The sequence below is a fragment of the Pseudomonas sp. TWR1-1-3 genome (assembly GCF_049896805.1).
Taxonomy (GTDB): domain Bacteria; phylum Pseudomonadota; class Gammaproteobacteria; order Pseudomonadales; family Pseudomonadaceae; genus Aquipseudomonas; species Aquipseudomonas bubulae.
The window spans coordinates 574,324-600,634 of the sequence record NZ_JAFCUZ010000003.1; the positions used below are offsets into that span (position 1 = coordinate 574,324).

The following is a 26,311-nucleotide window of genomic DNA, read 5'->3' on the forward strand; positions in this document are numbered from 1 at the left end:
GTAGAAGTCTGTGAAACAGAACTCCCTCAAAGGCTGGTTCAAGAGCGGCGCTCCAGGCGTCTGGATCAGCGGTGGCGCAGTGTCCATCGCCGTCATCATGACCATCGGCCTGCTCTCGGTGATTGCCGTGCGTGGCCTGGGCCACTTCTGGCCGGCCGACCTGATCCACGCTGAATACAACGTGCCGGGTGATGCCAATCACCTGGTGATCGGCGAAGTGGTGCAAAAGGAAGAAGTGCCCCGCGAGCGCCTGAAAAGTGCGGGCCTGCCGGTGCCGGAACAAGGCCCGGAGTTCATGACCCGGGAGCTGATCAAGGTCGGCAACCGTGACCTGAACGGTAATGATTTTACCTGGGTGGTCGGCGAGTGGTTGACGAACCAGAGCACGCCGCCCGAGTTGATGGCCATTGAGCGTCGCGAGTGGGGCAACTTCTACGGCTACCTGGTTAACGTCAAGGAAAACGGCAAGGTGGTGGCAGAAGGTGCCGCGGCCTGGCCGGAGCTGCAAGCCCGGGTCAAGCGTGTCAATGACCTGGCCGCGCAACTGAGCCAGCTTGAGAAGAAAGACATCGGCGCGATCAACTACGGTCTGGAGCGCATCCGCCTGCACGGTCGCAAGCTGGAGCTGGAAGGCAAGCTGACACCGCAGGCACAGGCCGACATGGAAACCGAGCGCGCCGAGCTGAATGCCCGCTACAAGGCCATCGAGGACCGCCTGGGCGAGTTGCATGCACAGTTCAACCGCGACAGCCTCACGGCCCGGGATGCCAACGGTAAAGAGCTGGAAATCGGTATCGGCAAGGTGGTCAAGGTGTACCAGCCGAACGCGATGAACAGCTGGCAGAAACTGGCCATGTACTTCAGCAATATCTGGGAATTCCTGAGCCAGGATCCACGTGAAGCCAATACCGAGGGCGGGATCTTCCCGGCCATTTTCGGCACGGTAATGATGACCTTGATCATGGCGGTGATCGTGACGCCGTTTGGCGTACTGGCGGCGGTTTACCTGCGTGAATATGCCAAGCAAAACACCCTGACCCGGATCATCCGTATCGCGGTGAACAACCTGGCAGGTGTACCAGCCATCGTTTACGGCGTATTCGGCCTGGGCTTCTTTGTGTATGTGCTGGGCGGCTCGGTTGACCGCCTGTTCTTCGCAGAAGCATTGCCTGCGCCGACTTTTGGTACACCTGGCCTGATGTGGGCTTCGCTGACCCTGGCGCTGCTGGCCGTGCCGGTTGTGATCGTGGCCACCGAAGAAGGGCTGGCGCGGATTCCGCGTACAGTGCGCGAAGGCTCGCTGGCGCTGGGTGCAACCAAATCGGAAACCCTGTGGAAAATCGTGCTGCCGATGGCCAGCCCGGCCATGATGACCGGCATGATCCTCGCCGTGGCCCGTGCCGCCGGTGAAGTGGCACCGCTGATGCTGGTGGGCGTGGTCAAACTGGCGCCGTCGCTGCCGCTGGACGGCAACTACCCGTACCTGCACCTTGACCAGAAGATCATGCACCTGGGCTTCCATATTTATGACGTCGGCTTCCAGAGCCCGAACGTCGAAGCCGCCCGACCGCTGGTATACGCCACGGCGCTGCTGCTGGTGCTGGTGATCGCGACCCTGAACCTGTCGGCCGTGTGGATTCGTAACCACCTGCGCGAGAAGTACAAGGCGCTGGATAGCTGATAGACACATGACCTGTGGGAGCGGGCTTGCCCGCGATGGTATCGGTAAGGTTTCAGCGTGAAACCGAGGTGCCTGAATCGCGAGCAAACCCGCTCCCCCAGAAGAAACCCGGTTACTGAAAAACCGAAACGAATTTTTAGCGTATGGAGCAACCCATGCAGCATGAATCCTCAACCCACGGCATCAACATGTCCGCCTTGGGTCGCACCAAACAAAGCTTGAACCTGGCAAACGAAGAAGTCGCTATTGAAGTCCCGGGCCTGAATCTTTACTACGGTGAAAAACAGGCCCTGTACGACGTCAGCCTGAATATCCCGAAACAACGGGTCACGGCGTTTATCGGCCCGTCCGGCTGTGGCAAGTCGACGCTGCTGCGTACCTTCAACCGCATGAACGACCTGGTGGACGGTTGCCGCGTAGAAGGCGAGATCAACCTGTACGGCAACAACATCTACCGCAAGGGCGAAGATGTAGCCGAACTGCGTCGCCGCGTCGGCATGGTATTCCAGAAGCCCAATCCGTTCCCCAAAACCATTTACGAGAACGTGGTTTACGGCCTGCGCATCCAGGGCATCAATAAAAAGCGTGTGCTCGATGAAGCCGTCGAATGGGCCCTCAAGGGCGCGGCGTTGTGGGACGAAGTCAAAGACCGCCTGCATGACTCGGCACTGGGTTTGTCCGGTGGCCAGCAACAGCGTCTGGTGATTGCCCGTACCATCGCGGTAGAGCCCGAAGTGTTGCTGCTCGATGAGCCATGCTCGGCACTCGACCCGATCTCGACGTTGAAAGTCGAAGAACTGATCTACGAGCTCAAGTCCAAGTTCACCATCGTGATCGTAACCCACAACATGCAACAGGCAGCCCGTGTCTCGGATTACACGGCGTTCATGTACATGGGCAAGATGGTTGAATATGGTGACACTGACACGCTGTTCACCAACCCGGCCAAAAAGCAGACCGAAGACTACATTACCGGGCGCTATGGCTAGTTTGAGCGGCATTGCCCGTTCTATGTCACGATAATTCGGCTGGCCGCTAACCGCGTGCAGCTCACAGCTTTTGCGGAGCAGAACCATGATTTCAAAGGATGGCCTCACCCATCACATTTCCGCGCAGTTCAACGCGGAACTCGAAGACGTGCGCAGCCACCTGCTGGCGATGGGCGGCCTGGTCGAGAAGCAGGTCAACGATGCGGTGACCGCACTGATCGAGGCCGACTCGGGCCTGGCGCAACAGGTGCGTGAGATCGATGAACAGATCAACCAGATGGAGCGCAATATCGACGAGGAGTGCCTGCGCATTCTGGCCCGTCGTCAGCCTGCGGCGTCTGACTTGCGATTGATCATCAGCATTTCCAAGTCGGTGATCGACCTGGAACGCATTGGTGACGAAGCGACCAAGATCGCCCGTCGGGCCATTCAGTTGTGCGAAGAAGGTGAGGCGCCGCGCGGATACGTTGAAGTGCGCCATATCGGTGACCAGGTGCGCAATATGGTGCGTGATGCACTGGATGCGTTTGCCCGCTTTGATGCCGATCTTGCCCTGTCTGTGGCGCAGTACGACAAAATCATCGACCGTGAGTACAAGACCGCGCTACGTGAGCTGGCCACTTACATGATGGAAGATCCGCGTTCGATCACGCGTGTGTTGAGCATCATCTGGGTGCTGCGCTCACTGGAACGTATCGGCGACCACGCCCGCAATATCTCGGAGCTGGTGATTTATCTGGTACGCGGTACAGACGTGCGGCACATGGGTCTCAAGCGCATGCGCGAAGAAGTTCAGGGCACGGGTGCTGATAACGCTAATGTTGCGTCGTCGCCTGACGATAAATAAGGCAGCCCGATCTAAAAAACGCCCGGCTCAATGCCGGGCGTTTTGGTTTTCGGGCGTTCATATCCAAGGAGCAGTCGATGAGCAAGGTTAGTGTGCTGGTGGTAGATGACGCGTCGTTTATTCGTGATCTGGTTAAAAATTGCCTGCGTAACTACTTCCCGGGCATCAGGATCGAAGACGCGGTCAACGGCCGCAAAGCCCAGGCCTTGCTGTCCCGTGAAGCCTTCGATCTGGTGCTGTGCGACTGGGAAATGCCGGAGATGTCCGGCCTTGAGCTGTTGACCTGGTGCCGCGAGCAAGACCGTCTGAAAACGCTGCCCTTTATCATGGTCACCAGCCGTGGTGACAAAGAGAACGTGATCCAGGCCATTCAGGCCGGAGTTTCGGATTTCGTCAGCAAACCCTTCACCAATGAGCAGTTACTGTCGAAGGTGAAGAAGGCGTTCACCAAGGCGGGATTGCTGAGCGCCGTGATGGCCAGCACCCCGACGCGGGTTAATTCGGCCTTTGGCAATGACTCGCTGAATGCATTGACCGGTGGCAAGGCGCAGGTCGTGACCACGACGTCGGTGACATCTGCCCCGGTTGCCCCGGCACCACGGCCGGCACCTGTCGCGGCACCGGCGCTGACCAGCCGTGGTCAGGGGCAACTGCGTTTGCCCAGCGGTACCCAAACCTGCGTGATCAAGGCGTTGAGCCTCAAGGAGGCGCTGCTGGTGGTGCGTCGTGGCGAAGTGCTGCCTCAGGTACTGGACAGTGCCGTACTCGACCTTGAGCAGGGCGAGAACGCCGAGGTGGCGCGTTTGAACGGTTATCTGCATGCCATCGTGGCATTCGAGCCAAAACCGGACAGTGCGTGGTTGCAACTGACCTTTCGCTTTGTCGATCAGGACGCCGACAAAATGAACTATCTCTCGCGGCTGATCGCCCACGGCACGGCGCAGAAGCATTTTGTGCCGGGTGCGTGATGACAGGAGCCTGTGTAGCCGCGGCCTCGTTCCTTCGGCAGCGGCTACAGGGCGATTGCAACCCGCCAGCTATCGATCCAGAAATGCCAGCTGATAGGTCTCGCGATCAATCATCACCAACTGCACATTGTTGATTCGGGTGTTGGCCGGCTTGCCGTTGACGGCCACCGATGTTTCGATCCGGTAGATCCCCTGCGGCGCACGCTCATCGAGGGTGATGGTGAAGGTGTTCTCGTAACCGCCACTGCCGCCTTTGGTGTTCGCGATCTTGCTGCCTTCTTTCAACGGCTTGGCCTCGTTGGGGGCAAACAGGCGGATCTCTTCCTTGATTTCGCTGATCGGCTGGGTCGCACCGTTGATCGCAACAATATTGGAAACCACGGTAATCGGTTGACCCCGTTTGATGGTCATACCGGGCTGGATACTGGTGTCGTAGCTAACCAGTTCTGGCTGGGCCGGTTGTTTCTTGCCCGAGGTTTTATATTGTTGTTCAACTTCTTGAGCGGTTTTGGTCTGTACCGACTTGGCATTGATCGCGAAACAGGCGGCCATGCCGGCAACCCCGCCAATCAATACGCCTGCGCCTTTATCGTTGGCACCGCTCACAGCAGCACCCGCTGCCGCACCTGCTGCAATTGCCAGCCCGCACTTCATCCAGTCGCTGCCACTCCAGTTGGTCGGGTTGATGCTGGCAGAGTCGATATTGGCGCAGCCTTGCAGACCCAGTAGCGAAGCCAGGCCCAAGGCCAGCAAGCGTTTATCCAAAGAGTTGGAGGGCAATTTCATCAGTAACTTCCAAGTAAGAGAGGGGAAAACTCATACACCCTGATTATTCGATCCGGGTTCGATTCAGTGCTTCTTTGAGTTGTTGTTCAGCCTGGCGGATGATGTTGCGCGCCCGACTATTATTTGGGTCCATACCCAGCACGACCCTGGCCACGGCAATTGCAGACTGGTACTCCCCGGCATTGAGCGCGTTTTGCGCTTGTTGCAGGGAGGCATTAACAGCTTTGGCAGCCTGTTGCTGCTGTTGGTCACGCACCTGGCGATCGGCCGCTTCCTGGCGTTGGCGCTCAAGAGCTTGCTGTTCGCGCAGGGCATCGGCTTGTCGCGTCGCCTCGGCGGCCTGGGCTTTGAGCAACTGCTGTTTTTGCGCCGCATCCTGCAATTGTTGCTGGCGCACCTGGGCTGCCTGCGCACGCTGCAGCAGACTCAAGGCGCGAGGGTCATTGCTGTCCTGTTGCAAGGCAAGTCCGGCATTGTCCAGCGCGCAAGCAAAGTCCCTGGTGTCAAAACAGCTCTGACCGGTTTGCAAAAAGCCATCGAGCTTTTGCTGGCTTTGCCCGGCCATCATCTTGATTGCAACGTAGCCGCCCACCACCACTGCCAGAGTTACAACTGCCATTATCAGGGCCGGTTTTCTGTTGGTGGGCGCTGGTGTTGCGGCAGGTGGCGCAGGTGGGGGAGCCGCCGGACCTGGTACAGGTGTTGGCGCTGCAGCAGGTATGTCCCGGGCTGGTGGAGCACTGGCAGGTGTGACGGTTGCTTTGGGTGCAGGGGTGGCTGGCCGAGCCTTGGGTTCAGCTGCAGGTACCGGGGTAACCGCTGCGGGCGCCTGCTGAAGCGGGGCGCCGCAGAACGGGCAGTATTTAACTGGGCCGCAGAGCCCCTGACCGCAGGCGCTGTTGGCGCATGAGGTCGGGAATGCAGAGGCTTTGGCTGACGATGCGGACATGGTCTTCTCGTGTGCGCTCAAGGTGCTGGCGGTGGAGCCGGGGCTGTCAGAGGAGGGCCGCCCACGGCTGGCGCAAACAGGTGCGCAAGCTCCATGATTTGCCCGGCCGTCTGCCAGGCAGGCATGCCTTCACGCCACAGCAGGCTGTCGCGGGTGATTTGCCCGGACTGCACATATTGCTGCAGTTGCTGGGTGTTGTAAGGGCCGTAATTGGTCCCGCTGACACTCAGGTGGTAGCTGTGCTGTGGTGCGGCGAACGGTGGTGGTGCGCCGTTACCTGCTGCTGGCGGTGGTGGAGCCATACCTGCTGGCGGGGCTGCACTGGCCTGGTTGAACAGATTTTCCAGCCAGCCTTCGTTAAAGAACTCTTTAACCACGGTGAGTTTTTCGCCGTGGAGGGCATCCACTTCTTCTTTGTACACATCAGCCAGGGAGCCTTCGATATGACGGCCCCATTGCCCTTTGTATTGCTCGGCAAGCGTACGCAGATTTTTCGCGTCAGCTGGAGCCTGACGGTTCAGTCGAGCCAGATATTCGTTCTTCAACAACTCGGCGATCTTGAACGGAAATGCTTCAAAATTGCTGGATACACCTTTCTCGTTCGTGCGTTTCTGCGCTTTGTAGGCGCTGGTACTTAAATCTTCGAACACTTCTACCAGCGCCGCCACTTGAGCGTTATCCAGGCGCAAGGACTTCTCCTTGACCTGCGCAGTAATGTCGGTGCGATGAATACTGTGGAAGCCGCTTTGACGAATGGAGAACTCATCACCAATGGTGAAGTTGTCCTTGGCGATGAGGAACTCGTACAAGCCGTTGTTCAGACGCTCCAGGATGCCCAGTGCAATAGCGTGCAGAAAGAGTTTGAAGTCTTCGGCAAACTGGCGGTATTGCTCCTGGTTGAACTGGATGGGCTGCACGAACTGGCTGATGCGTTTGTGCACATGCAACGGGATGATTGCACTTTCTTTGCGATAGCTGGCCAGGTAAGTCGACAGCTGGGTCAACGCCGGGATCGGGAAACCGCTTAACTCGGTGTAGCAAATCAGTTTGCCGGGCATACCGGACTCCACAAACTGAATTTGCCCGGCGGTCATCCCCGTGCCTTGCGGCAGACACTGGGCCAGTTGGGCGCCATAAGTGCGGCTGAACTCACTGGCGTTTTGTACGCCAATCAGACAGGTGTAAAGGTCTTTGTGAATATCAAAGTCGCCATTGAGGTTCAGTGGCACCCAGGGCATGGCCCGCTGCAGCAGCAGGCGGAATTTCTCGCGCTGTTCATCCGGGGTCAGCGCAGCCAGGGCCGTCATCAGCGGGTCGACGCCCGGCAGATTCTTCGGCAACTGCTGTACGGCCTTGTTGCGTAGCTTGAGCAGCAACTCTTCCTGGCCTTCTTGAGTCTGCAGTTTGCCAAACAAGGTTTTCGAGCCGCCGAAGTCCTTGAATGCATCCTTGGCCCACTCACGTACTTGCTGGCTGTCGACGGGTTGTTCGTCGTCGTTTTTCACCAGTTGCAGCGGGATCAGCGTGGCGTGTTGGGTGTGGATGCTCGCCTTGATTTTGGCGATATTGGCATCGATACCTTTGAGCAAGTTATCGACTGCGTTGCGGCCATCCTGCAGGCGGCCGACAAAGCCACTCCAGAGTGGGCGGCCGTTGTTGTCGACCGACTCCTTGCGCCCCAACCATTCGGAAATGTCGCGCAGCAATTGTGCAGCCTCGCGGGCAGCGACCGAGCGCACATAGAACAGCAGGCTGTCGCGCAGTGTGTCTTTGACTTGGCTGATCACGGTGTCGGCTTGTTTTTCTTTACCGCTCAGGCGGGCCAGCAGGCCTTTGCCCGTGGTTTCTTTCAGACGCTCGAATTCCCGGGCAAGCTCTGATGACTCGAGCTTTTCAGACAGTTCCTTGAAACGCCCGGCGTTTTTTTCCAGTGCGGGAATGATGCCGTTATCGTTTTCAAGACGGTCCTTGATCATTTCGACCAGCGCCAGGGTGTAATCCAGCCCACCGCGCTCGTCGTCGTCGAGACGACGGAACAGCTGCTCGGGCAAGCTGTCTTCACGTGTCCATTGAGCGAAACGCTTGAGCCGGTTTTCCTTGATGCGCACCTCATGGTTGCGCTCGGCGCTGTCGATGGAACTGCCTTTGGTATCACGTTCCAGTTGCTGCTGAATTTCGCGTACCAGTGTCAGCCATTGATCCTTATCGGCGCCGCCGTTCTGCAGGCGCTCGAACAAGACCTCGACCTTTTGTTCGATCTGGGCAATGACGCTGTTGTCACCCTCGACCTGCAGCAGGTCATCGGCAATCTGGTAGTGAGTGAACTCACCCGTAGCCTGGGTCAGCTCTACGCGAGACAGAAACTCGGGTAGATCTGTGAACGTGCGCGCAGTGATTGTCAGCTGTTCCTTGAGGAACTCGTCGCGCTCTTTATCGGTCGGGCGATTGCCCGTGACTTCCGCGTTGGCCACACCAAAGAATGCCTTGAGCATGTGTTGCACTTGCTGGTTAAGGCGTACGTTCTGGCGGGCATCGATCTGGGTGTCGAGCACCGCCTGCCCTACGGAGGAGTAAGCGCGCGGGAAGCGCAGCTTGGTGTCGCTGCCGTAATCTTGCGGCAGGCTGACGTCAAAGCTACGGATCTTGAACTGGTTCTGGTTGACGGCCACCGAGCGCTTTTTGTTCGCGAAGTCTTGCGAGGTGAAGTCGGTGAACAACACATCGGAGACCATCTCGTAGATGTCTTCCTGGTTTTCGGTTCTGGCTTGCGCGACATTGCCGTTGTCGAGGATGAACACATCATCGTAGGGACGTGATTCGATAAACAGGTTGTCGGTGGCGTCCCAGTGCTTGAGCAACGGGTTGCCGCGCATGCAGGTTTCCAGTTCCATCAAGGCGGCGTAGCCGTTTGCCTGTACCCGCTCGGTATTGAAGGCATTGAAGCCGCCTGGCAAAACAAAAAACAGGTCGACCTTGCCGGAGATATTGTTTTCTTTAAGGATTGCCTTGGCCAGGTAGCCCATGTCCAGAAATGACCCTGAACCTGTGCCGCCCGCTGCAGACCCGGTGATGACGATGCGGATTTTGCCGGGGTCAATTTCCAGGCCGAGTTTTTTCAGCTTGTCAGCCTGAGTGCCGATGTTGTTGAGCAAGCGCCCGACCTTGTCGCGCAATTTGTCGCGAATGGTGGGGTATTTGTCGAAAAAATACAGGCGGGACAACGCGCGAATCTGTCCGGCCCCTTTGGAAGGGTCAATCCCCAGGGATTTGATCTTGTCCGGCGTCAACGGGAACCACTCGGCCACCTCACGGTGACGATTGAGCTCATCAATGGAGTGGGTGTACTTGCTCAGGTGCAGAGGTTCAATGACTTTTTCTTCGGAGGTGAAGGCCACCTGCTCGGCAAGTACGTCAGTTTTGACCGATTTGCCATCCTGGGTCACTTCGCCGGAGTCGAGGTCGAAGTTGATGAACTGCACCAGCGGAAAATCCGAAATGTGCTGTACCTGATTGTTTCCTCCCCAAATGGCATTGAGGATGCGCCGGCGCAGGCGGATGTTGACCTTCATGCCGGTGCCGCCCAGGGCGATAAACAAGGTGGGGTGAATCTTTTCACTGACCGGAGGGGTTGCCGGGCCGGAAGGTTGTGCACTCTTGTCCATCTAAAACTCCATGAGCCCTTGGGGCTAACCGATGATCTCGGCGTGTTGATCCACAAATCAGGTAAAGCGGGCCAGGGGCGGGTGGTTCCCCCCGGCGTTAGGGTTTAGCGTTTGGCCGAAAACGTCATCAGCCATGCCACCAGCGAGATGGCAGCTACGCCACCCAACGGTGCGATGTAGAGCGGCGCAAGGAACTGCCCCGAGTTGAGTACGGCGAGCACGGCCATGATGGCGATCATCAACAGGCCCAGAAACAGGAACCAGCCCGAGGCGTTTGCCCGGCTCGGTGCGACACGCTCACGCACGCGCCAGTTGGCATAGGCGTTTTTGATCACGAAAAACAGGATGGCCAGTACCACCAGCACGGCAACGCCAATCAGGGCGTCGCGGCTGTCGACTTTCTTCGCCCCGAGGTCAAGGCCCAGCGGTTGCGGCGCGGCCAGAGTGGTGGTCGTGGGCGACGGCGCAGGTGCAGGGCTTTCGCTTTCGATAGGTGCTGGCAATGTGCTGGTCTGTGCCATGTATAAAACTTCCTTGCTATGCGTGTGGGGTTACTTGAGTCGTACGGCGGTATCGGGCTGGATATTTTCCAGGCGGGCACCAAACAGGCCGCGCTTGAGGGTCGCGACCCTGTTCTGGTTTGAATCGTATACGCCGGCACTGCTGAAGGGCTTGAGCGGATAAGACTGGGGCACACCTTCGACGATCACGGTCAGGGTCTTTTTGCCTGCAATCAGCAAGGCAGCCAGCAGGGCGCCAATCAAGAGCAGAACAAACAGCCCCAGCAGCATGAGCACCGGACCGAGCGGGTAGCTGATTTTCAGCACAACCGGCAGACGGGTCTCGGAAGTAGTGGCTTCACCGGAGGGGATAAATACGTCAGGCAGGGCGTCACCGGGGAACAGTTCATTCATGCGTGCAATGAACCCCTGGGAGATACGCAGTTGTTGCTCGCTGAGGTTGATGCTGATGCTGCCGGCGCGTTGGTAACCGCTGGAAAAGATCACATCGCTGGACCATTGCGATGGCAGGGGCGGCAGTTGCAGGCTGATCTTCAGCTCGTCGGAGCGGGCGCCTGGCTCGAGGTCTGTCAGGCGGTCCAGCGATATATTCGAGTTCAGGGCTTCGCCCGGCATGTCCAGGGTCATGCCTATTTTCGCGTCATGAATCTGGTAAGGGTTGAACTGGTTTTCGAATTTGCCCAGCAGCACTGCCGTTTTCGGCGAGCTGTCGACGTTGATATTGAGGATGACCGTTTGCTGGTCGGGGGCCAGTTCGGCACTCACGTCCTGAGTGTCTTCAACACCGGTAGGAATAAAGCGCACGGCAGCCTGGGTCAACGGCTTTAGCCGTACCCGGTCATCTTTAAGCAAGCTGGCGAGGGCAGGCTGATTGAGCACCTGCTCCAGTGCGACACCGGCTTTTTGACCATAGGCCAGAGCGTAGATCATCAACCCGTTGGCTTCGTAGTTGGGGCCTTTGACCGGCATTTTCTGCGGGAAGGCGGCAATCCGGGTGATAGCTGCTTCGCTATGCAACAGGTCGTAGAATTCGCGGTTTTTGGCCTGGGTTTCGCTGCTGTTGTTCGGGCTGTTTTTATTGTTGGTGATGATCCAGACAATACCCTCGCGACCTTCCAGCCCGGTAGTGATTGAGGCCAGCAAAGCCTCTTTGAAGTCCGTGTCGGCATAGGCACCGCTGGCTTTGCGCTCCAGCTTCAAGCCATTGACGTAGTTGGGCAGTGCAGCGTGGTTGGCCGGGCCGCGATAGATCCACTCGGGCGAAGGGTGCTGACTGTCAGCCTGGTTGAACCCGCCAATGACGACTTCTGCGCTGCCGGCAGCAGTGCCCACCAGTTGGGTGACCATCGACTTGAACGGCGATGACGGATCGCTGTAGAACGGCTCCATCCAGCCTGAATTTTGTACCAGGAATACCTGGCGCAGAGGCTCTGCGCTGGCCACGCTGCTGGCAAGTACGAGGGAGAGCAACAGGCAGCGGCGCAGCCAGAAGGTCAAGCATTCCATCGGTAAAGCGCTCCGCATGAGTCGATATACAGCCACATTGCGTTATCAAAAAAGAACCACTGGGCATTCCAGGGTTCGCTGGCGCGGGCACTGATCGAAAAGCGCTGATCACCAATCTGCTCGAAGCAATAATCAACGTCCATTGGCTGGCGGCTGTCGAAAAAGGTTTCCAGCGTACTGGACTGCTGGGCCCGCATTGAGAGAAGTCGCTTTTGCGTGGCGAATTCGATGAAGGGCTGCACCACTTCACGGGTGGTGGGCTCGATGTTTTCGTCGTGTTCGCCCCAGGGCAACTCAAGCCGGATGTTGTATTTAAAGCTCAAATGCCCGGTGCTCAGGCGATACCCCTTGATGGGCATCGGCAGGTCGGTAGCACCCGGATCCAGTTGCAGGTAATGCTGACCGTTGGCATCGAAGATCAGCTGCCACAGGCCCCTGCCGTCCAGAAACGGTGGCCCTTGCTCGGGATGGGCGGTGGCGTTGTTGGGCCACGGATGCCATTGGGCCTTGAGTTCGCTGCCTTGGGTCAGGCTGAGGTAGCCGTGTTCACCGATCCACAACAGGCGACGGGAGGCTGCGTCGAGAATCGGCGCCGAGAGCCGGGTCATGCGCTCATGGTCAGCGCCTTCAACCAGGCAACGGTCCCACCCGTAGAGGCTGGCAGGGTTGACGATGCAAACGTGGCCGCTCTTGAGCTGAGGCAAATAAGACTGGCCTTCCAGTGTGCCAGGGCCGGCCAGCGGGCTGCCGTCGTCGCGCAAGGTTTGGTAACGCAGTGAGAGTGGGTCGACACTGACTAACGTCGCTCCGCTATCGCTGGAGAGCAACAGGTGCTGCTGGTTTTCGTCCACGTGAAGGGCGACCGACCAGGCCCAGCTTTCCAGGCGAGAGCGACCGATGGGTTCGCTCTTTGGCAGTAACTCAAGCCACTTGCCCGAGCCTCTTTGCCACAGGAACAAGCTGCCTTCGCGGCTTAGTGCGTACAGGGCTTCGCGATGCCCGCCGAGGTTGGCGGCGAGGAAGTTGAGGCCGTTCTTGCGAGGCAACTCAATAATCAGCTTGCGACTGTTCAGGTCACCCTGGCGGGTATCGAGCAACTGGCTGTACAAGCGCGAGCTGATCTCCTCGGCCGAGGACAGTTTGCAGCGCTCATTGATCACGCGAGAGCCACTGCCATCGCCATAAGGCGGTAGCCAGCGGGTAGTTGTCTGGTAGGCGACCTTCGGCAGTTCTTTGCCTGTGCTGGGGCAAAACGCGAATGCAGCAGGCAGGTAGTTGCCGGGAGAGGTATCAGGCGCGGGTGTTGCCCCGACCAGATAATCCAGATCAACCAGCTCGGCCGGGGGCTTGGTACCAGCGACCTGGTGCAGAGAGAATGTACCGTCATCTGCTTGCAGCCACTCCTGGTCGCCTAGCGTCCAGACAGAGGTGCGGTCGTTTCTGGCTATCTCCATATAATCCTGCCGATACCTGTAAACGGTGCATGCCAGTCCCTGCCGGGGTTATGGCAAGCACTTCACAAATGAGAGGGTGTGACTCAAACGATGGTGTGGCCAACGGCATTGATCAGTGCCGAATAATGGCGCGGTGCCACTTTCCATCGCGGAATAGTGGCAGAATGATAGGGCTTGTCAACCGAACTTTAGTTCGGTCAGGGCAGCTGCAAACCGCCGGATGCCTTGTGGATTGTCCGTAGATGTTCGCCGATCAGTTTGACGTTGGCTTCGGTGGCTGCAATTTCGGCTGCACGGGCAGGTTCCAGCAGGCTGCGCACCTCCTTGTCCAGATCAGTGGTCAGACGCAGTAGCTGCTGCTGGCGCTGGCTGCTTTCTGATTCGAGCTTTTCCCACTCTCTGGTTTGCGGCAAGCCGTAGCCGTCGCTGCCGAGCAACTCTGCCGGGCGGCTGAGAAAACCGCTGCTGGCAAGAATTTCCTGCAGGGTCTTGTTGGCTTTGTCCATACCGCCATCCTTGAGCTGGCGTGCGCCCAGGTACTTTTGCTTGACCTCATCCTGTGCCAACAGCAGTTGCCGACGAAAGCTGGCTTGTTCCAGCAGCAACAATGCCGCACTGGCGCGCAGATCGGCTTGCTCAAGCCATGGGCGGCGTTCTGCTGCATCAAGGGCCAGCCAGTCTTCGACTGTGGTTTGCTTGATCGGCAAGCGGGTTTTGAGAACATCAAACATCGCCTGGTAGCGATCACGGTAGGAGTCGAAGCGATAACCCAGGCGCAACGCCTCTTTGGGATCCTCCAGCACGCTGGTATCGGCCAGACCGCGAGCCTTGAGCACTTCGAGCAAACCATTGGGCACAATGCTGTCCAGGCCTTTGAGCCGGGCATTGTCGCTGCCGCTGCGCAGCAGTTTGAGGGTTTCAACCGCACAGTTATTGGAGATGAAGTAGTAGTCGCCGTCATAGCTCCAGTGCATCTCGGCGGCGTGTTCAACCACTTCTTCGATTTCAGGGCGGCTCAGTTTGAGCGGCACGGAAGCCAGGCTGCGCAGTTCGGTCTTGGTGTATTCGTCAATTACCTGGGCCAGCGGCAAAACGAAAAGGCGCGATGGGTAAGCGCCTGTCAGGCCGTCCCAGCTTGAGAGCTGTACGTCATTGACGAATGCCCGGTAGGACAACACTAAGTGTTCTTGCAGGTCGAGTCGGCAGTCCGGCCCGCGTGGGCGGCCCGGGGCACAGATCACCAGGCGCAACATGCTATGGCCCCAGCGGCTGGCCCATTCCTGATTGGCCTCAGCCAGCAGGTAGTCGACGGCGTAGACCCGCTCGGGATCGACGGTACCCAGTGGCTGTTTGGCGAAATCGTTGCCGGCATTGAGGAAGGCAAAACCCTTCGGGCATTCGTCTCTGGCGGCAGGCGCCCAGCCGAAATGCTGCTGGTAGTAGCGATACAGTGCCGGGCGGCGGCAGGCGTAAGCCGGGTCGAGGAGGAAATACTCCATGTTGACTGCGACAAACTCCTTGGGGCTGCTGACTTCGTACAGGTCCGGGCTGCGCACCACCTGATGATTGTCTTGCTCGCGCTCGCCCCGGCGCCCCACGTATTGCTGCCAGCCGGCCAGATCAAGCAGACGCGGGTCATCGCTGAGGGTGAAGCGGCGTCCGGCTTGCCCGCGGCATTGGTCGGGCAGGCCAATCAGCCCCGTGTTGCTGTTTTGGCGGGTGCAGCGGCGTATCAGCGTGCGCTCGTCCGCGGGCCAGAGACGGGCACGGTCATATAGGTGTGTCAGCTCGTGCAAGACGGTAGCGAGCATCTCCCGGCGCACAGTGCCGTGGGGGCGGTTGGTCTGCAGGCGGGCAGCGGAACCATCGGTCAGCCCGGCCAGCAGCTTGCGATTAAGGTCCAGCTCGGAGGTCAGCGAAGCCTGGCCGTAAGCGTTGGCGGGCATGTCATCGGTCCACCCCACCAGGACTTGCCGGTCCAGTTGTTCGATAAAACGCGGTGGCAGTCTCTGCATGGCTTCATCAAGCAGGGCTTGGCTGGCCTGTTGCTCGGCCGGGCTCAGGCCCTCGGTCTTGAGTTGCAGATGCAGCGCGGCCTGGGCGCTGCTGGCAATCAGCAGCAGGCCACAGGCGGCGAGCCAGCGCGTTAACGGCCTCACAGTGCGAGTATGGCTTCGGCGAGGTCTTGATCGCTGGCGTTACGGGCTTCAGGCACGCGGTCGCGCAAGGTGCTGAAGGCCGCTTCCAGTTGTACGCCGCGAATATCGCCTTGGCTGGCAACGAAAGTGGCGGCGTCGTCGTGGGCTTCGCGCACTACTTTAGAGTCACGGATGGAGGTAGTTGTATCGGACGTAAAATCGATGGTGCGGCCAAAAGCACGCACGATGATGTTACTGGTCTGCACGACGGTCTGTGCCTGTGCCACATCGGCAAGCAGCAAAAGGCCAAGAGTGGCGACAATCAAAGGGCTACGCATGAATTTTCTCCAGAAAAAGCGGGTATTTATTGGACGAGAATTGTCTGTGCCAGTTCAAGGTCGCTGGCACTCAATTTTGGCTGGTTCTGGCGCAGATAACGCAGGGCAGACTCCAGCTGTGCGCCTCGCGTCTGGCCATCACTGGCAATAAAGACGGCGGCATCATCCTGGGCGGCACGTATCAGTTTGTGATCAAAAGGCGCGGACGTCACTTTACTGGTGACATAACCACTGAGCACCACATTTTGCGTGGTCAGGTCGAAGGCGTTGGCTGATTGAGTCCAGCAGAGTGCAAGCAGAGCTAATAAGGAAAAACGCATGGGTCTCGAGGCTGTTTGAATGAGCGCCAAGGCTAGCGTAATGGCCGGGGCAGGGCCAGCGTGGGGGTGTTGTTGAAATTTTTTTCATGCCTGCACGGTATATGTGGGAGCGGGCTTGCTCGCGATTGTATCGGCGCGGTTTACCTGAGAAATCAGGGCGCCTGAATCGCGAGCCAGCCCGCTCTCACAGAGTGCTGACCCCGATCAGATCGTCAGGATCGCCTGGGCCAGCTGTGCATCGGTGGCCTGCAGCTGTGGTGCTTGCTGGCGGATGGCATCGAAGGCGCTTTCCAGTTTCACGCCACGGATGGCGCCTTCGCTGGCCACAAAGCTGGCAGCGTCGTCACGGGCTGCGCGCACGATCTTGTTGTCACGAAACGAGCCGGTAGCATCCGATGTCAGGTCGGTGGTGGCTTTGAGCGTACCCACGATGCCATCGGTGGTGGCGATGAAGCTCGTGGCGTTGGCGCTTGCAGCAACAGCCAGCAGAACTGCGGCACTAAGTAGGCGAAGAGTGGGCATGGTAATACTCCTGAACATGAACTAATGAAAATAGACGGTTATGGGCCGAATAGTAGGCTCAGGGTTGCTTCAGGCAAAGGTTGTTTTGTCCGAAGCGCGTATCAGGGGGCTCTGAATCAGGTATCAGGCAAACTGTACCTGTGGTATTTCAATTAATTTAAAACTGTACTTGTCACTTTGCAAGTGGGCAAAACTCGGCCCTAAAACGACAAAACCCGTCAGCGGTAATCCGCGACGGGCTTTGTTTTTTCAATTCAGGTTGCTGGCGGTGGACCGGTGGTCAGGGCCAGCGAGCGCTAATCAGCGCCAGAACGGCTTGCTCAGCTCTTCGTAACGCTGTGCTTCGCTAATCCCGGCATCAGCCAGAAGACGCGAGTCCAGGCGAGCCAGTTGATGGCGGCTGGAGATGCGGCGCTGCCACAACATCAGGTTGGCAAGTACGCGCAAAGGCATGGAAGCCTGGGAGTTTACAGTGCTGCTTTCGCTGAACAGTTCGGAACTGAGTGTACGTTCCATGGTGACATCCTTCCGCTTGTGGCGGCATTGGCTAGTGGTTTAACTGATGCCAATGATCCTCCTCTTTGTCCAGGGTCTCTAGATACAGTTCGGCTGTATTGCGATGGGCCAGTTAACTGTTTATGCACGCTGTACGGGCACAAATAGACTCAACTGTACCTGTCCGCACCTAAGTGGTGCGAAATTGGCCCGAAGGTGAGTCAAAGTGAGTGTTACGGGTGGGAAATGACCAGTACAGCAGTACAGTTTTTGAAATATAAGGCATAAAAAAGCCGCTGACGTAACAGTGTTTACGTCAGCGGCTGTCTAGCTCGCGGGTTACGGCAGCATTTTCCCGGTTTCTTCCAGGTTGATATGCCAGCTCAGGGCTTCGCGCAGGATGTGCGGGGTGTGGCCGCCAATCGCACAGGCCTTGGCGAAGTAGTCATTGAGAGCTTCACGGAAGTCCGGGTGCACACAGTTGTCGATAATGACCCGTGCGCGCTCACGCGGCGCCAGGCCACGCAGGTCGGCCAGACCCTGTTCGGTAACCAGGATGTCGACGTCATGTTCGGTGTGGTCAACGTGGCTGACCATTGGCACCACGCTGGAGATCGCACCCGCCTTGGCAATGGATTTGGTCACGAAGATCGCCAGGTGCGCGTTGCGGGCAAAGTCACCCGAACCGCCAATGCCGTTCATCATCCGCGTGCCGCACACGTGAGTGGAGTTGACGTTGCCGTAGATGTCGAACTCCAGGGCGGTGTTGATGCCTATGATACCCAGGCGACGAACCACTTCAGGGTGGTTGGAAATCTCCTGCGGGCGCAGGACCAGTTTGTCCTTGTAGCGCTCCAGATTGCCAAATACGTCCGAGTTGCGACGCTCCGACAGGGTGATGGAGCTGCCCGAAGCGAAGCTCATCTTGCCCGCGTCGATCAGGTCGAAGGTCGAATCCTGCAGTACTTCGGAGTACATGGTCAGGTCTTCGAACGGCGAGTCGATCAGGCCGCACATCACCGCGTTGGCGATGTTGCCGATACCGGCTTGCAGCGGGCCGAGCTTGTTGGTCATGCGCCCGGCTTCAACTTCGGCTTTAAGGAAGTTGATCAGATGAAAGGCGATACCGTCGGTTTCGCTGTCCGGCTCGGACACGGTGGATGGCGAGTCCGGCTTGTTGGTGATCACGATGGCGACGATTTTTTCCGCCGGGATCGGGATTGCGGTGCTGCCGATACGATCGTCGACCTTCACCAGCGGGATCGGTGTACGCGTCGGACGGTAGGTCGGAATATAGATGTCGTGCAGACCTTCCAGGTTCGGGTTATGCGCCAGGTTGATCTCGACGATCACTTGCTTGGCGAAAATCGCGAAGCTGGCGGAGTTGCCCACGGATGTCGTCGGAACAATATGACCTTGTTCGGTAATGGCCACTGCTTCAATAACTGCAATGTCCGGCAGCTTGAGCTGATTGTTGCGCAACTGCTCAACGGTTTCGGACAAATGCTGGTCGATAAACATCACTTCACCGGCGTTGATCGCCTTGCGCAGAGTGCTGTCTACCTGGAACGGCATGCGACGGGCCAATACGCCGGCTTCCGTCAGTTGCTTGTCGAGGTCGTTGCCCAGGCTGGCGCCGGTCATCAGGGTGATTTTCAGCGGCGACTTCTTGGCCCGCTCGGCCAGGGCCTGGGGGACGGCTTTGGCTTCGCCGGCACGGGTAAAACCGCTCATGCCGACAGTCATGCCGTCTTGGATAAGGGCGGCGGCTTCTTCGGCGCTCATGACCTTATCGTGCAGGGAGTTCAGGCGAATACGTTCACGGTACATGGATTGTTATCTCGGGCAACGGAAGCAAGAGGCGCAGTCTATTCATTTTCAGAGCCTTGCGTCCCGCTACCATGGTCGAATGCCAGCGGCCGATTTAGAGCCTTTGGTCGGGTTCCTTGGAAAAAGAAAAACCCCGGCCAATAGAGCGCCGGGGTTCTCGATGTTGCGTTGGTGCGCGATGTTACTCGACAGCTTTAACCATATCTTCAATAACTTTCTTGGCGTCACCGAAGACCATCATGGTTTTATCCAGGTAAAACAACTCGTTATCCAGGCCGGCATAGCCGCTGGCCATTGAGCGCTTGTTCACGATGACAGTCTTGGCTTTATAGGCTTCGAGGATCGGCATGCCGGCAATCGGCGATTTTGGATCGTTCTTGGCCGCCGGGTTGACCACGTCGTTGGCGCCCAGTACGAGCACCACGTCGGCCTGGCCGAACTCGGAGTTGATATCTTCCATCTCGAACACCTGGTCATAAGGCACTTCGGCCTCGGCCAGCAGTACGTTCATATGGCCAGGCATGCGGCCCGCAACCGGGTGAATCGCGTACTTCACGGTCACGCCGCGGTGAGTCAGCTTTTCCGTCAGCTCTTTAAGTGCGTGTTGTGCCCGTGCCACGGCCAGGCCGTAACCCGGGACGATGATCACGGTGTCGGCGTTGGTCAACAGGAAGGTGGCGTCGTCCGCCGAGCCGGATTTCACCGGACGGGCTTCTTGCGCACCGGCCGGGCCACCGACGTCGGTTGCACCGCCAAAGCCGCCGAGGATCACGTTGAAGAACGAACGGTTCATCGCCTTGCACATGATGTACGACAGGATCGCGCCCGAAGAACCTACCAGCGAACCGGCAATGATCAGCATCGAGTTGTTCAGCGAGAAACCGATACCGGCAGCCGCCCACCCCGAGTAGCTATTAAGCATCGACACCACCACCGGCATGTCGGCGCCGCCAATCGGGATAATGATCAGCACACCCAGCACGAACGCCAGAGCCAGCATCAGCGCGAAAGCATTGAGGTTGCCGGTCAGCATAAACGTGATGCCCAGGCCCAGCGTGGCCAGGCCCAGTACCAGATTGAGCTTGTGCTGGCCGCCGAATTGTACCGGTGCACCCTGGAACAGGCGGAACTTGTACTTGCCCGAGAGTTTGCCGAAAGCGATCACCGAACCGGAGAAGGTGATTGCACCAATGGCCGCGCCCAGGAACAGCTCCAGACGGTTGCCCGCCGGGATGGCGTCGCCCAGGTGTTTGACGATGCCCAGCGATTGCGGTTCGACCACGGCTGCAATGGCAATAAATACCGCCGCGAGGCCGATCATGCTGTGCATGAAGGCAACCAGCTCAGGCATTTTGGTCATCTCGACACGCTTGGCCATGATCGAGCCTGCTGTACCGCCGACCAACAGGCCAACAATGACGTAGCCGATACCAGCGGTGGCAATCTCGGCGCCCAGCTTGTAGATCAGGCCAACCGTGGTAATGATCGCCAGACCCATGCCGAGCATGCCGAACAGGTTCCCGCGACGAGAGGTGGTGGGGTGCGACAGGCCTTTGAGGGCCTGAATGAAGCAGATCGACGCAACCAGATACAGAACAGTAACCAGGTTCATGCTCATGGCTTGCGCACCTCTTCTTTGGCTTTAGGTGCTTTCTTCTTGAACATTTCCAGCATGCGCCGGGTGACCAAAAATCCACCGAATACGTTTACGGCAGCCAGCGCGACTGCCAGGGTGCCCATGGTTTTACCCAGGGGGGTAACGGTCAGCGCGGCGGCGAGCATGGCGCCTACAATCACGATCGCCGAGATGGCGTTGGTAACGGCCATCAGCGGGGTGTGCAGCGCAGGTGTAACGTTCCAGACCACGTGATAGCCCACATAGATGGCCAGCACGAAGATGATCAGGTTGTAGATACCGGGGGAGATGAGTTCTTCCATTATTATTGTCCTCAGCCGTTTTTGCGCACGACTTGACCGTCGCGGCACATCAGGCACGCGGCGACGATGTCGTCTTCAAGGTTGATCTGGAACTGCCCTTCGGAGGTGAAGACCAGCTTGAGGAAGTCCAGCAGGTTGCGGGCGTAGAGTGCCGAGGCGTCCGCAGCAACCATGGCGGGCAGGTTGGTGTGGCCGACGATGGTTACGCCGTGTTCAACCACGACCTGATCGGCGACGGTCAGCGGGCAGTTACCGCCCTGGGCTGCAGCCAGATCGATGACCACTGAGCCCGGCTTCATCTGGGCTACGGTTTCTGCGCTTAGCAGCACCGGGGCTTTACGGCCCGGGATCAGGGCTGTGGTGATCACGATGTCAGCCTGCTTGGCGCGCTCATGCACGGCCAGTGCCTGGCGCTGCATCCAGCTGGCAGGCATCGGGCGGGCGTAGCCGCCTACGCCAACGGCGCACTCGCGTTCTTCGTCGGTCTCATAAGGCACGTCGACAAACTTGGCTCCAAGCGATTCGATCTGCTCTTTAACCGCAGGTCGCACATCGCTGGCTTCGATTACGGCACCCAGGCGCTTGGCGGTGGCAATGGCCTGCAAACCTGCAACACCGGCACCCAAAATAAGCACGCGAGCGGCTTTGACGGTACCGGCGGCGGTCATCAGCATCGGCATAAAGCGCGGATAGTGGTGAGCGGCGATCAGGACGGCTTTATAGCCGGCGATATTGGCTTGGGATGACAGCACATCAAGACTTTGCGCACGAGAGGTTCGTGGAGCAGCTTCGAGAGAGAAGGCGGTGATCCCGCGCTCGGCCAGTTTGGCAATGGTTTCATTGCTGAACGGGTTAAGCATGCCAATCAGCACGGTGCCGGTTTTGATCAGGGCCAGTTCGCTGTCGCTGGGGGCGACAACCTTGAGAATCAGCTCTGCGCCGAAAGCATCTGTAGCGTTGCCAATAGTTGCGCCGGCGGCTTCATAAGCACTGTCGATAACGCTGGCATTAACGCCGGCGCCGCTTTGAACAGTCACTTTATGGCCTTGGCCGATCAGCTTCTTGATGGTTTCCGGGGTTGCAGCAACCCGCGTTTCACCCGTATGGGTTTCGAGAGGAACACCAATGTGCACGTCATATCTCCTGCGTGATCTTTTATAAGAAAGCCAGCGCACTACGGATGGTGCGACTGGGGCGGCCGATCAGCACGATCCCACCAAAAGTATGGGTGGGGCGGGGCATTCTGCTGGCAATTTTTTTGCCCTTCAAGGACTTATGGAGGATGACGAGATACAAACTACAAGTCATGCAGTGACCGAATGTCGCAATGGTCGGCTGTATGCCTTTAAATACGTGGCTTACAGAAGATTTGACGTTTTTTTGAGTTTTTTTCAGATTTCTTTTGGTTATCGCTGCATAACTTTGAGATATACCCTGTAGGCCGCGTGGTTACTGGCCTGCAGGTTTGTCCAGTTAGACCAAAGTCCCGAGTGTCAAAACGCGACATTTACTTATATATGTAGTGACTTTTTATGCTTCGCTACATAGTTCGTGCGGACGATGCGATCCTTTAAATCAGGCTGTAGCCCTCGGCCTGCTTGATCAGCCAGTCCCGAAAGGCCTGCAATGAAGCCGACTCAATTTTGCGTTCGGGGATCATCAGGTAGTAAGCCCTGGTGCTGGGCAGACTGCTGTCATTGGCAATCACCAGGCGTTTCTCGGCCAATTCGCGCTGAATCAAAAAGGGCGGAATCAGGGCGACCCCCATTTCATGCATGGCCGCCTGAGCCAGCATTGAAAAAAGCTCATAACGTGGGCCGCTCATGTCGCGTGGCACATTTATGTCCTGGGCGTTGAACCATTGGCGCCAGGCGTAGGGGCGGGTGGTTTGCTGCAGTAGGGGGAGTTCGGCGAGGGTGTGCGGGGAGAGGCTCTTGTGCGGGCCCAGCAGGTTAGGACTACACACGGGTACCGGGTTTTCTCCCATCAGGCGGTAGGACGAAGTGCCGGACCAGTCAGCATCACCGAAATAGATGGCAGCATCGAAGTCGGTATCTGCGAACAGAAAAGGGCGTGTGCGGTTGGTCAGGTTGACCGTGACATCCGGGTGCTGTTGCTGGAAGTCCTTGAGCCGGGGCAGCAGCCATTGCGTGCCGAAGGTGGGCACCACGGCCAGCTCGATCACGTTGGCGCCTTGTTGGCCCATGATGGACAGCGTGTCCCGTTCTACAGCATCCAGTTGGATTGCAATGCGCCTACTGTAGGAGATGCCGGCTTCTGTCAGTTTTACGCCACGCTTGGAGCGTCGGAACAGTTCTACACTCAGAAACTCTTCCAGGCTGGCGATCTGTCGGCAAATAGCCCCTTGAGTGATGGAAAGCTCTTGTGCGGCCTTGGTAAAGCTTTCATGGCGCGCAGCCGCTTCGAAGCTGATCAGGGCGGTTGTGCTGGGGATCTTGCGGCGCATGTACGGCTTCCTCACTAAATACAGTCAGAAATGGCTTTCATGTGGTTCACGGAGTGAGAAATTATCACAGCATCGTGTCGAATCCTCGTTTGTCCTTCTATATAGAGGGAGCCTAGGATCAGTGCACGATATTTGATCTATTACGCGAGGGTTCTCTCATGGCGGGTAAAGCAAGCTTCAACTGGATTGATCCACTGTTGCTGGATCAGCAGCTCACTGAAGAAGAGCGCATGGTGCGCGACAGTGCCGAGCAGTTTGCTCGGGACAAGCTGGCGCCGCGTGTACTTGAGGCTTTCCGCAATGAGAAGACCGACCCTGCAATTTTCCGTGAGATGGGTGAGACCGGTTTGCTGGGCGCGATGATCCCTGAGCAGTACGGCGGCAGTGGTCTTAACTACGTCAGCTACGGCCTGATTGCCCGCGAAGTGGAGCGTGTCGACTCGGGCTACCGTTCAATGATGAGCGTGCAGTCCTCCCTGGTAATGGTGCCGATCAATGAGTTCGGTACCGAAGCGCAGAAGCAGAAGTACCTGCCCAAGCTGGCATCTGGCGAGTGGATTGGCTGCTTCGGTCTGACTGAGCCAAACCACGGCTCTGACCCTGGTGCGATGATTACCCGTGCGCGTTCGGTAGAGGGTGGCTACAGCCTGACGGGCAGCAAGATGTGGATCACCAATAGCCCTATCGCCGATGTGTTTGTAGTGTGGGCGAAGGACGATGAAGGCGACATTCGTGGCTTTGTTCTTGAAAAAGGCTGGAAGGGTCTGACTACACCTGCGATTCACGGCAAGGTCGGTTTGCGTGCGTCCATTACCGGCGAAATCGTCATGGACAACGTATTTGTGCCGCAAGAGAACATCTTTCCGGATGTGCGCGGCCTGAAAGGTCCTTTTACTTGTCTTAATTCGGCTCGTTACGGCATCTCCTGGGGGGCGCTGGGCGCAGCCGAGTTCTGCTGGCACACCGCGCGCCAGTACACCCTTGACCGTCATCAGTTTGGCCGGCCTTTGGCTGCGACCCAGCTGATCCAGAAAAAACTGGCTGACATGCAGACCGAGATTACGCTGGCCCTGCAGGGTTGCCTGCGTCTGGGGCGGATGAAGGATGAGGGTACCGCGGCGGTTGAGATCACTTCGATCATGAAGCGCAACTCGTGTGGCAAATCCCTGGATATCGCACGCATGGCTCGCGACATGCTGGGTGGCAACGGAATCTCCGATGAGTTCGGCGTGGCGCGCCATCTGGTCAACCTGGAAGTCGTGAACACCTATGAAGGCACGCATGATGTGCATGCCTTGATCCTTGGGCGTGCGCAGACCGGTCTTCAGGCGTTCTATTAACAGGAGCTCGGCTCATGGGTGCTTTATCGCATTTGCGGGTGTTGGATTTGTCTCGTGTGCTGGCGGGGCCGTGGGCGGGGCAGATACTGGCTGACCTGGGGGCTGAGGTAATCAAGGTTGAGCGCCCGGGCAATGGTGATGACACCCGGGCCTGGGGGCCCCCCTTCCTTAAAGATGCTTATGGTGAGAGTACGGGGGAGGCTGCCTATTACTTGTCAGCCAACCGCAACAAGCAATCGGTAACTATTGACTTCACCAAGCCGCAAGGCCAGCAACTGGTTCGCGAGCTGGCAGCCAAATCCGACATCCTGATCGAGAACTTCAAGGTGGGTGGCCTGGAGGCGTATGGCTTGGACTACGCGTCGCTCAAGGTATTGAATCCGGACTTGATCTACTGCTCGATTACGGGGTTCGGCCAGACTGGCCCTTATGCCAAGCGGGCCGGCTATGACTTTATGGTTCAGGGGCTGGGTGGGTTGATGAGCCTGACCGGGCGGCCTGAGGGTGATGAGGGTGCGGGGCCGGTGAAGGTGGGTGTTGCGCTGACAGATATCTTGACCGGGCTCTACTCGACGGTTGCGATCCTGGCAGCCCTTGCCCATCGTCAGCATGATGGTGGCGGGCAGCATATAGATATGGCGTTGCTGGACGTGCAGGTCGCTTGTTTGGCTAATCAGGCGATGAACTATTTGACTACAGGTGTGGCTCCGCAACGCCTGGGTAATGCCCATCCAAACATCGTGCCTTATCAGGATTTTCCGACGGCAGATGGTGACTTCATTCTTACTGTGGGAAATGACAGTCAATTCCGCAAGTTTGCTGAAGTAGCTGGCCGACCGGAGTGGGTCGATGATCCGCGTTTTGCTACCAACAAGTTGCGTGTGGCGAACCGGTCGGAGCTGGTACCGCTCATCAGGCAGGCAACGGTGTTTAAAACCACCGCTCAGTGGGTTGCACAGTTGGAGGCTGTCGGCGTGCCTTGTGGGCCCATCAATGACCTGGCGCAGGTGTTTGCTGATCCTCAGGTTCAGGCCAGAGGGTTGGCGATGCAGTTGCCCCATGCGCTGGCGGGGCTGGTACCCCAGGTGGCGAGCCCTATCCGGTTGTCCAAAACCCCGGTGGAGTATCGCAATGCTCCTCCTTTGCTGGGTGAGCATACCCGGCAGGTCCTGGAGCAGGTACTGGGGTTGAAGGCAGCAACGGTGGAGGCTTTAAGGCGGTCGGGTGTTGTGTAGCTATATAGAGGGGGCGTTAGCCCCCTCTATATAGCTGTATTACGGGTGTTTCTGGATTAAGTGATAGAGTCGCTCAATTAGTCCTTGACTCAGTTTTGTAACTGTCTATAATTCGCCCCACTTCCGGCGCAGTCGAAACGGAAAACTCCTTGAGTTTCAATGAGTTGGACGGTTTTCGGCGGTGTCAGCTTCAAGTCATCGAAGCGGGAAATGAGGTGTTGACAGCAGCGTGTAACGCTGTAGAATTCGCCTCCCGCTAACGAGAGATCGAAAGCGCAAGTGGTTGATGTTACAGAGGAAACTTTGAAAACATCTTAAAATAACC

Annotated in this window: 22 protein-coding genes; 6 read left to right on the forward strand and 16 right to left on the reverse strand. The window is 57.9% G+C overall.

From position 1 onward, the window contains the following. The first annotated feature begins 10 nt into the window (after window positions 1–10). The 4 genes from pstA to ACP7BE_RS15520 all read left to right on the forward strand — a co-directional run bounded on the left by pstA (window position 11) and on the right by ACP7BE_RS15520 (window position 4,485). Complete coding sequence (gene pstA, locus ACP7BE_RS15505) at window positions 11–1,681, forward strand: phosphate ABC transporter permease PstA (RefSeq protein ID WP_095017950.1); 1,671 nt, start codon at window positions 11–13, stop codon at window positions 1,679–1,681. Between the two features lie 155 nt (window positions 1,682–1,836). Further along, complete coding sequence (pstB, locus tag ACP7BE_RS15510; RefSeq protein ID WP_094999523.1) at window positions 1,837–2,670, forward strand: phosphate ABC transporter ATP-binding protein PstB; 834 nt, start codon at window positions 1,837–1,839, stop codon at window positions 2,668–2,670. An 85-nt stretch (window positions 2,671–2,755) separates the two neighbouring features. Continuing rightward, window positions 2,756–3,517: a phosphate signaling complex protein PhoU gene (gene phoU / locus ACP7BE_RS15515; RefSeq protein WP_094999522.1), complete on the forward strand. Its 762-nt coding sequence runs from the start codon at window positions 2,756–2,758 to the stop codon at window positions 3,515–3,517. A gap of 77 nt (window positions 3,518–3,594) precedes the next feature. Next, window positions 3,595–4,485 (forward strand): response regulator, encoded by an 891-nt coding sequence (locus ACP7BE_RS15520; RefSeq protein WP_153399689.1) that lies wholly within the window; start codon window positions 3,595–3,597, stop codon window positions 4,483–4,485. Between the two features lie 69 nt (window positions 4,486–4,554). On the opposite strand, the gene ACP7BE_RS15525 is transcribed toward ACP7BE_RS15520, so the two are convergent. From ACP7BE_RS15525 to ACP7BE_RS15600, 16 genes are all read right to left on the reverse strand, one after another. Next, the gene (locus ACP7BE_RS15525; RefSeq protein WP_095017952.1) at window positions 4,555–5,271 is read right to left on the reverse strand and encodes a hypothetical protein; all 717 of its coding nucleotides are present in this window, start codon (window positions 5,269–5,271) and stop codon (window positions 4,555–4,557) included. 43 nt (window positions 5,272–5,314) lie between these two features. Continuing rightward, the gene (locus ACP7BE_RS15530; protein ID WP_426106421.1) at window positions 5,315–5,890 is read right to left on the reverse strand and encodes a hypothetical protein; all 576 of its coding nucleotides are present in this window, start codon (window positions 5,888–5,890) and stop codon (window positions 5,315–5,317) included. A gap of 347 nt (window positions 5,891–6,237) precedes the next feature. Next, window positions 6,238–9,882: a tubulin-like doman-containing protein gene (locus ACP7BE_RS15535; RefSeq protein WP_322213917.1), complete on the reverse strand. Its 3,645-nt coding sequence runs from the start codon at window positions 9,880–9,882 to the stop codon at window positions 6,238–6,240. 104 nt (window positions 9,883–9,986) lie between these two features. Beyond that, window positions 9,987–10,403 (reverse strand): hypothetical protein, encoded by a 417-nt coding sequence (locus ACP7BE_RS15540; protein WP_094999517.1) that lies wholly within the window; start codon window positions 10,401–10,403, stop codon window positions 9,987–9,989. Window positions 10,404–10,433: 30 nt separating this feature from the next. After that, window positions 10,434–11,909, reverse strand: coding sequence for a hypothetical protein (locus ACP7BE_RS15545; protein WP_095017956.1), 1,476 nt, complete (start codon window positions 11,907–11,909; stop codon window positions 10,434–10,436). Further along, complete coding sequence (locus ACP7BE_RS15550) at window positions 11,897–13,363, reverse strand: hypothetical protein (protein WP_426106424.1); 1,467 nt, start codon at window positions 13,361–13,363, stop codon at window positions 11,897–11,899. The genes ACP7BE_RS15545 and ACP7BE_RS15550 overlap by 13 nt, the downstream gene beginning before the upstream one ends. A gap of 197 nt (window positions 13,364–13,560) precedes the next feature. Continuing rightward, the gene (locus tag ACP7BE_RS15555; RefSeq protein WP_094999514.1) at window positions 13,561–15,522 is read right to left on the reverse strand and encodes a DUF4105 domain-containing protein; all 1,962 of its coding nucleotides are present in this window, start codon (window positions 15,520–15,522) and stop codon (window positions 13,561–13,563) included. Continuing rightward, window positions 15,519–15,839 carry a DUF2388 domain-containing protein gene (locus ACP7BE_RS15560; protein WP_019826982.1) on the reverse strand — a complete coding sequence of 107 codons (321 nt, stop codon included), beginning with the start codon at window positions 15,837–15,839 and terminating at the stop codon, window positions 15,519–15,521. The genes ACP7BE_RS15555 and ACP7BE_RS15560 overlap by 4 nt, the downstream gene beginning before the upstream one ends. Window positions 15,840–15,865: 26 nt before the next feature. Further along, window positions 15,866–16,159, reverse strand: coding sequence for a DUF2388 domain-containing protein (locus tag ACP7BE_RS15565; protein ID WP_094999513.1), 294 nt, complete (start codon window positions 16,157–16,159; stop codon window positions 15,866–15,868). Window positions 16,160–16,363: 204 nt separating this feature from the next. Then, window positions 16,364–16,681: a DUF2388 domain-containing protein gene (locus tag ACP7BE_RS15570; protein ID WP_094999512.1), complete on the reverse strand. Its 318-nt coding sequence runs from the start codon at window positions 16,679–16,681 to the stop codon at window positions 16,364–16,366. 300 nt (window positions 16,682–16,981) lie between these two features. After that, entirely contained in the window at window positions 16,982–17,197 is a 216-nt protein-coding gene (locus ACP7BE_RS15575) for a DUF1127 domain-containing protein (protein WP_094999511.1), read from the reverse strand. Window positions 17,198–17,515: 318 nt separating this feature from the next. Continuing rightward, window positions 17,516–19,006, reverse strand: a complete 1,491-nt coding sequence (locus ACP7BE_RS15580) for an acetyl-CoA hydrolase/transferase family protein (RefSeq protein WP_094999510.1) — start codon at window positions 19,004–19,006, stop codon at window positions 17,516–17,518. Window positions 19,007–19,187: 181 nt separating this feature from the next. Continuing rightward, window positions 19,188–20,624 (reverse strand): NAD(P)(+) transhydrogenase (Re/Si-specific) subunit beta, encoded by a 1,437-nt coding sequence (locus ACP7BE_RS15585; protein ID WP_094999509.1) that lies wholly within the window; start codon window positions 20,622–20,624, stop codon window positions 19,188–19,190. Further along, entirely contained in the window at window positions 20,621–20,944 is a 324-nt protein-coding gene (locus tag ACP7BE_RS15590) for an NAD(P) transhydrogenase subunit alpha (protein ID WP_003438157.1), read from the reverse strand. Before ACP7BE_RS15590 ends, ACP7BE_RS15585 begins: the two co-directional genes overlap by 4 nt. An 11-nt stretch (window positions 20,945–20,955) precedes the next feature. Then, window positions 20,956–22,077, reverse strand: coding sequence for a Re/Si-specific NAD(P)(+) transhydrogenase subunit alpha (locus ACP7BE_RS15595; RefSeq protein WP_094999508.1), 1,122 nt, complete (start codon window positions 22,075–22,077; stop codon window positions 20,956–20,958). 437 nt (window positions 22,078–22,514) lie between these two features. After that, a complete protein-coding gene (locus ACP7BE_RS15600; RefSeq protein WP_095023123.1) occupies window positions 22,515–23,411 on the reverse strand; it encodes a LysR family transcriptional regulator in 897 nt (298 codons plus the stop codon). 158 nt (window positions 23,412–23,569) lie between these two features. Between ACP7BE_RS15600 and ACP7BE_RS15605 the strand changes: the two genes are divergently transcribed. Both ACP7BE_RS15605 and ACP7BE_RS15610 read left to right on the forward strand, forming a co-directional pair. Then, a complete protein-coding gene (locus tag ACP7BE_RS15605; RefSeq protein ID WP_094999506.1) occupies window positions 23,570–24,751 on the forward strand; it encodes an acyl-CoA dehydrogenase in 1,182 nt (393 codons plus the stop codon). 14 nt (window positions 24,752–24,765) lie between these two features. After that, entirely contained in the window at window positions 24,766–25,986 is a 1,221-nt protein-coding gene (locus ACP7BE_RS15610; RefSeq protein ID WP_095021413.1) for a CaiB/BaiF CoA transferase family protein, read from the forward strand. The last annotated feature ends 325 nt before the right edge of the window (window positions 25,987–26,311 follow it).